Annotated in this window: 5 protein-coding genes; 1 reads left to right on the plus strand and 4 read right to left on the minus strand. The window is 40.4% G+C overall.

The genetic code is table 11. The annotated features are described in order from the left end of the window. Window positions 1-330 precede the first annotated feature (330 nt). Window positions 331-1,497 (minus strand): ferrochelatase, encoded by a 1,167-nt coding sequence (hemH, locus tag IQ228_RS20530; protein ID WP_027402663.1) that lies wholly within the window; start codon window positions 1,495-1,497, stop codon window positions 331-333. A 93-nt stretch (window positions 1,498-1,590) separates the two neighbouring features. On the opposite strand from hemH, the gene IQ228_RS20535 reads away from it, so the two are divergent. Further along, the gene (locus tag IQ228_RS20535; RefSeq protein WP_193964206.1) at window positions 1,591-2,223 is read left to right on the plus strand and encodes a class I SAM-dependent methyltransferase; all 633 of its coding nucleotides are present in this window, start codon (window positions 1,591-1,593) and stop codon (window positions 2,221-2,223) included. A 228-nt stretch (window positions 2,224-2,451) separates the two neighbouring features. On the opposite strand, the gene plsY is transcribed toward IQ228_RS20535, so the two are convergent. From plsY to IQ228_RS20550, 3 genes are all read right to left on the minus strand, one after another. Then, window positions 2,452-3,132: a glycerol-3-phosphate 1-O-acyltransferase PlsY gene (gene plsY, locus IQ228_RS20540; protein WP_027402665.1), complete on the minus strand. Its 681-nt coding sequence runs from the start codon at window positions 3,130-3,132 to the stop codon at window positions 2,452-2,454. A gap of 213 nt (window positions 3,133-3,345) precedes the next feature. Beyond that, on the minus strand, window positions 3,346-4,557 hold the full coding sequence (locus IQ228_RS20545) for a DUF3086 domain-containing protein (RefSeq protein WP_193964208.1): 1,212 nt from the start codon (window positions 4,555-4,557) through the stop codon (window positions 3,346-3,348). Between the two features lie 191 nt (window positions 4,558-4,748). Then, entirely contained in the window at window positions 4,749-5,138 is a 390-nt protein-coding gene (locus tag IQ228_RS20550; RefSeq protein WP_027402667.1) for a DUF3119 family protein, read from the minus strand. Window positions 5,139-5,212: the final 74 nt, after the last annotated feature.

A 5,212-nucleotide genomic window follows, 5' to 3' on the forward strand; every position in this document is an offset into this window, starting at 1 on the left:
GATTGTCTGTCGAGTGGAAAAACCTCTTAGAAGTCATTCTAAGACCACGATGAAGCAGGAAATAAACACTAAGATTATCGCTGTCCAGATGTGTCTAGACTTTGGTAATTTTGGGTAAGTTTTATAGAACGGAATCGCACAAGCTTCCCCGGTCTGAAGACGCGGGGATTTCTGAAGAGTCCTTGACACTCTCCGGTCTAAAGACGCGGAGATTCTATAGAGAGTTTCAGTCTATATCCCTCAGTTATCCCAGTTTCAGGCACTGCCTTAAATATTTGGGAAATAATTATTACCCATGACCCATGACCCATTCATTACGAATCACCACAACTAATGTAAAAGTCCGATAACGTGCAGTAAGCCTTTACCAGTGATTAATTCAATAATCAACCCAATAAAACCTAGCATGGCTATCCGACCATTCCAAACTTCTGCGCTGGTAGTGATTCCCCATTCCCACCGTTCTTGGGGATACATTTTCACCCTTTTTTTCATTTGGGTAACTTGAGAGAGTTTGAGATTAGGTTGTTGCAGGACATCAATTATCAGGTCGCATAGAGCTTTGATAAAAACTGGATTGGTGTTGGGGGCAGGAACTCGTCCGAAGTTGTGTATTCCTGCTTGTTCAGCTATTTCTCGATATTCAATGTCAATTTCTTGCAGTGTTTCGATGTGTTCAGAAACAAAACTAATGGGGACAACTACCAAATCTTTCACACCTTTAACACCGAGTTCGTTCAGTGCATCTTCTGTGTAGGGTTGTAGCCATTCTACCGGACCAACACGACTTTGATAGGCGAGGGTGTGGGGATTGGGACGATTGAGAGTTTGCATAATTAAGGTTGTGCATTCCTCAATTTCTACTTGGTAGGGATCTCCTGCTTCCTCTACATAACTTTTAGGTACACCATGTGCGCTGAAGAAGATATGCACGTCATCAGGATGTGAAAACTTATCAAGTTCGCCAAGTATGAGTTCTGCCATTGCTTGTAGATAACCTGGTTCTTTGTACCAAGAGGCAATGACTGTATATTCAAGACTTTGGAGTTTGGGGTTTTCTTTCCATAGTTGTTCTAATAACCGGAAACTAGAACCGCTGGTGCTGATGGAAAATTGGGGATAAAGTGGGAGAATTACTAACTTATCAATGTTATCTTGGGTAAGTTGGGCGATCGCTTCCTCGGTATAAGGATGCCAATAACGCATTCCCACATAGATATTAGCTTCTTGTCCTAATTCACCTAACTTCGCCTTGATAGCTTCTCCTTGTTCTTCTGTAATCCTTCGTAAGGGAGAACCACCGCCAATTTGCTTATAATTTTCTTGAGATGTTTTTTCTCGGCGTGTAGCAATAAACCAGGCCAGAGGTTTTTGCATCCAGCGAAACGGTAAACGGATAATTTCGGGATCTGAAAACAGATTATATAAGAAAGGTCTGACATCTTCTGGTTTATCAGGACCACCAAGATTAAGTAATAATACCCCTATACGACCCATAGCAGTTACTTTCCCCCAATCCTTACAGATTTTTCACTAATGTTAACAATATATCTTTATTAAATATAAAGCTTTATCGGCAGGAAAAATACAATGGCAACAATTTTTAGAGATTTAAGTTATAGATACCAATGGCTATATGATGGCATCTCTCGGTTAGCGGCTGTAACTGTGGGTGGTGAACCCCGGTTTCGTCAACTGGCTTTACAAAATTTAAACCTACAATCAGATACTCAGATTTTAGATTTATGTTGTGGTAGTGGTCAAGTAACCAGATTTCTAGTAAATTTTTCGGAAAATGTCACCGGTTTGGATGCTTCTCCATTGTCTATAAAACGATGCCAGAAAAATGTGCCAAATGCCACTTATATAAAAGCATTTGCTGAGGATATGCCTTTTGCAGATAATTTGTTTGATGTGGTACATACTAGCGCAGCTTTACACGAAATGCAGCCAGAACAACTCCGAAAAATCATTCAAGAGGTTTATCGGGTATTAAAGCCGGGAGGAGTTTTCACTTTGGTGGATTTTCACCCTCCTACAAATCCGATATTTTGGCCGGGGTTGGCGATATTTTTCTGGTTGTTTGAAACCCAGACAGCTTGGGAATTGTTGAAAACAGATTTACCTAGTTTGTTACGTGATTATGGTTTTGATGTGGCTAAACCTAGTTTATATGCTGGTGGAAGTTTGCAGGTAATTCAGGCAAGAAAAATTGTTGAATAGGAGTAGGGGCGCAGGGCCTGCGCCCAGTCAGTCCATACGCCCAGTCAGAGACTGGGAATGAATTCTAGAAGGCTCTGCCATCAATGATATTAGAGGCAGAGCCTCATCAACTGCATTCCTAGTCAGAGACTAGGAACGAGGTGTGGGAGGGATTTAAGCTTAAGTTGACACCATTAGGTAGGGGCAAACCCCCTGTGGTTGCCCCAAATAACGAACCAGCAAAAAGTTCTAAGTAATTTGTTCTGTTTGTGTTTCTACCTTTTGACCAATTTTTGGTTCTGTACCCGCAATTAATCGCTCAATATTACTGCGGTGACGGATAATTACATATAAACCGCCAGTCAAACCAAGAAGAATGTAGGCTAAAGGTTGGTGGAAAATTACCATTAAAATAGAAACTGCGATCGCTCCACAAATGGAACTTAAAGATACAATTCTAGAAATGGCAATGACTACTGCAAATACTCCTAATGTTGATAATCCAATTTGCCAATTTATAGCTAGTAAAATTCCCACACCACTAGCTACAGATTTACCACCAGTGAAGCCGAGAAAGATTGATTTACTATGTCCTAAAAGGGCGGCTAAACCAGCTAATGTGACTAAATAAGGTTGCCAAATTCCGGGATTTACAGTTGGTGGAATTAAGTTTTGAATATAAGCAATGTTAAATAAGGCATAACCTAAATTTATGGCTAATACTCCTTTTAAAGCATCAATTAATAACACAAATCCCCCTGGGACTTTACCCAAAGTTCTCAAAACATTAGTTGCACCTGTTGAACCAGAACCAACTTCCCGAATATCAATTCCTTTTAATAGCTTACCTGCTAGATATCCAGTGGGGAAAGAACCAAATAGGTAAGCTAATAAAACCACCACTCCACACAAACTTAACCAAAGAAACATAAATTTTGTCAGTTGTCAGTTGTCAGTTGTCAGTTGTCAGTTGTCAGTTGTCAGTTGTCAGTTGTCAGTTGTCAGTTGTCAGTTGTCAGTTGTTAGTTGTCAGTTGTCAGTTGTCAGTTGTTAGTTGTTAGTTGTCAGTTGTTTTACCAATGACCAATCACCAATCACCAATCACCAATCACCAATGACTAATTAAAAATCACCAATGACTAATTAAAAATCATCGTTAAAATCCCGATCTTTCATGGTTTTTGGGTCAGGGGCAAAAGCTAACCAGAGAGGGAATTGTAGTAATGTTAAACTAATTTGTTCCTCAGAATCATCAATGATAATTAAAGGCATTTGATTGGCTTTAACTAATCTCTCGGCTTTTTGGGCTAAAGCTGTCGGTGCTTCAAATAATGCTACTCCTCTGTCGGGTCCAAAATCGGGACGACCGATACCTAAACAATCTTGTAAACCGCGTCGCCATTCACCTAAACGTTCTGGAGTGTTTGCTAAAATTAGGGTTCGCACGCGATAGCTTCCCTCGCCGGAGGCATCGCCATATAATTGATGTAATATCGAAATTGCCGATGAAGCAATTAAAATATTCTGTAAGCGGCTACCCATTGTCCGTAAAGCACCCCGTCCACCAAGGGTAAATAACCAATTTGAGATTTTTTCTGCATGAATTGGTTCAAAGGTGCGGCGTAATTGCCAGGGAGGTCCATAATAATCTGGTTGGTTGCGGTATTGGTCAAGTAAGCGCCGGATTTTTTTAGTGGTATCCTGAAACTGCTGTTGACCAAGTTGTGGCATTTCCGATAGCGATAGCGTGGCGTTAGCCATTTGTTCTTTCACAGGTTTAGCTTCTTTCGGCGCTGGCTTTTCCCGTTCTTGTGCAGGTTTTACCAGTTGCATTTGTTCTGCTGCTGATGCCAAATCCTGTAAACTACCTGTGAGATAGTCTTTAAAACCTTGTACCCGAATTGCTATATCTTGAGATGTCCCTGCAAAGGTTGTCCGCATTTCATTACGAATTCGTTCTTGACGACGTTCGAGTTGTTCGACAGAAATTTGTAAGGCTTGTTTGCGTTGTTCTAACTGTGATAATGACTCTTGGACAACCTGGGAGAGTGCGGTTTGAGTTACACTAATTTGTGTCCGCAGGGTGGCATAAGTAGTTTCCAATTTAGCAATTTCTGCGCTAAGGTCTGATGACTTTTGCTGTAATTGGGCTAATCTTTGTTTTGCTTGTATATATAGTGAATCTTCTGCTTCTAGTTCTGTTGTTTCTGACGTTGCCAATTCACCAGATGCTTTAGTTTCTAATTGTAAATCGGTGGACGGTTTTTCTGGTAGTTCATCTGTAGGGGGTTGCACTTCTATTTGTTCTAACCACTCATTTATGGGTTCTGGAGTTGGAGATTCTTCTGGGTTCATAACAACTATATAAATTTTCCATGATACAAAAAATATCGGCGTTGGTGAATTGGGGTATGAAAGTTGAAAATTCCATCTCTCAAACTCTTACTCTCTGCGCCTGGAGCGTCCCTGCGTGAAATAAAATCATACTTTCACTCAGCAACACAAAAATATCTTTCTTGAAATATCCAATTGACTAGAAACAAAATCTAATCAATGCGTGGACAACGTTCTTCTAGGCAAGATTTTAAGGTTTTGGGGTCAAATAAAATTGGCAAAAAGTGAATACTGTTCACTTCTTTAAAATAGAACAAAATGGGAACCGGATTCCAGAATATTCGCCAATTTTGCCATTCTTGGTAAGGAAAACGCTTAATTAACTTTTCGCCTCTATAAAGATCGAAATCAGTAGGGGTAAATAGAAAGCGCAGTGTTACAGCTTGCAACATCAAAAACAAACCCAAGAGCATTAATATTCCTCCCACCCAAGGTTGTACTAATAGGACGGGAATGGCGACCAAGACTAAGACAATAGGAATATTGTAACTTGGCTTGAGTTCTACTGTTGATATGGTGTTAGGTGTGAATGAACTATGCAAAATCTTTTTCTCCTAGTTAAGTGGTCGGACAAAATTGAATTCACTCGTTGAGGGGGGGAGGGGAGTGGGGGGAG

It is taken from the genome of Dolichospermum sp. LEGE 00246 (assembly GCF_015207865.1).
Classification (GTDB): Bacteria; Cyanobacteriota; Cyanobacteriia; order Cyanobacteriales; family Nostocaceae; genus Dolichospermum; species Dolichospermum heterosporum.